Source organism: Acinetobacter sp. KAM396, assembly GCF_021602765.1.
GTDB lineage: Bacteria > Pseudomonadota > Gammaproteobacteria > Pseudomonadales > Moraxellaceae > Acinetobacter > Acinetobacter towneri_A.
On sequence record NZ_BPPH01000078.1, the window covers coordinates 1 to 1,786 of the forward strand.

The following is a 1,786-nucleotide window of genomic DNA, read 5'->3' on the forward strand; positions in this document are numbered from 1 at the left end:
AAATGATTTTAACTGAAGAGTTTGATCATGGCTCAGATTGAACGCTGGCGGCAGGCTTAACACATGCAAGTCGAGCGGGCGAGGTTGCTTCGGTAACTGAGCTAGCGGCGGACGGGTGAGTAAAGCTTAGGAATCTGCCTATTAGTGGGGGACAACATTCCGAAAGGGATGCTAATACCGCATACGTCCTACGGGAGAAAGCAGGGGATCACTTGTGACCTTGCGCTAATAGATGAGCCTAAGTCGGATTAGCTAGTTGGTGGGGTAAAGGCCTACCAAGGCGACGATCTGTAGCGGGTCTGAGAGGATGATCCGCCACACTGGGACTGAGACACGGCCCAGACTCCTACGGGAGGCAGCAGTGGGGAATATTGGACAATGGGGGGAACCCTGATCCAGCCATGCCGCGTGTGTGAAGAAGGCCTTTTGGTTGTAAAGCACTTTAAGCGAGGAGGAGGCTTACCTGGTTAATACCTGGGATAAGTGGACGTTACTCGCAGAATAAGCACCGGCTAACTCTGTGCCAGCAGCCGCGGTAATACAGAGGGTGCGAGCGTTAATCGGATTTACTGGGCGTAAAGCGCGCGTAGGTGGTTAATTAAGTCAAATGTGAAATCCCCGAGCTTAACTTGGGAATTGCATTCGATACTGGTTAGCTAGAGTATGGGAGAGGATGGTAGAATTCCAGGTGTAGCGGTGAAATGCGTAGAGATCTGGAGGAATACCGATGGCGAAGGCAGCCATCTGGCCTAATACTGACACTGAGGTGCGAAAGCATGGGGAGCAAACAGGATTAGATACCCTGGTAGTCCATGCCGTAAACGATGTCTACTAGCCGTTGGGGGATTTGATCCTTTAGTGGCGCAGCTAACGCGATAAGTAGACCGCCTGGGGAGTACGGTCGCAAGACTAAAACTCAAATGAATTGACGGGGGCCCGCACAAGCGGTGGAGCATGTGGTTTAATTCGATGCAACGCGAAGAACCTTACCTGGCCTTGACATAGTAGAGACTTTCCAGAGATGGATTGGTGCCTTCGGGAATCTACATACAGGTGCTGCATGGCTGTCGTCAGCTCGTGTCGTGAGATGTTGGGTTAAGTCCCGCAACGAGCGCAACCCTTTTCCTTACTTGCCAGCATTTCGGATGGGAACTTTAAGGATACTGCCAGTGACAAACTGGAGGAAGGCGGGGACGACGTCAAGTCATCATGGCCCTTACGGCCAGGGCTACACACGTGCTACAATGGTCGGTACAAAGGGTTGCTACACAGCGATGTGATGCTAATCTCAAAAAGCCGATCGTAGTCCGGATCGCAGTCTGCAACTCGACTGCGTGAAGTCGGAATCGCTAGTAATCGCGGATCAGAATGCCGCGGTGAATACGTTCCCGGGCCTTGTACACACCGCCCGTCACACCATGGGAGTTTGTTGCACCAGAAGTAGGTAGTCTAACCGCAAGGAGGACGCTTACCACGGTGTGGCCGATGACTGGGGTGAAGTCGTAACAAGGTAGCCGTAGGGGAACCTGCGGCTGGATCACCTCCTTAACGAAAGATTGACGATTGGTAAGAATCCACAACAAGTTGTTCTTCATGACGATGTGTCTTAAAAGATAATTCGAGGTTTTCGAATTGGATTGAGTAGCAGATACTACGCACTGCGTTTGTCTTGCGAAAAATACAAAGCGATGCTTTGATTTTTCTCAGGGTCTGTAGCTCAGTTGGTTAGAGCACACGCTTGATAAGCGTGGGGTCACAAGTTCAAGTCTTGTCAGACCCACCATGA

Annotated in this window: 1 tRNA gene and 1 rRNA gene; both read left to right on the plus strand. The window is 51.2% G+C overall.

The annotated features are described in order from the left end of the window. Positions 1 to 9 precede the first annotated feature (9 nt). Positions 10 to 1,548: ribosomal RNA gene (locus L6C30_RS14515) — 16S ribosomal RNA — on the plus strand. Between the two features lie 158 nt (positions 1,549 to 1,706). Beyond that, a tRNA-Ile gene (locus L6C30_RS14520) sits at positions 1,707 to 1,783 on the plus strand. Positions 1,784 to 1,786: the final 3 nt, after the last annotated feature.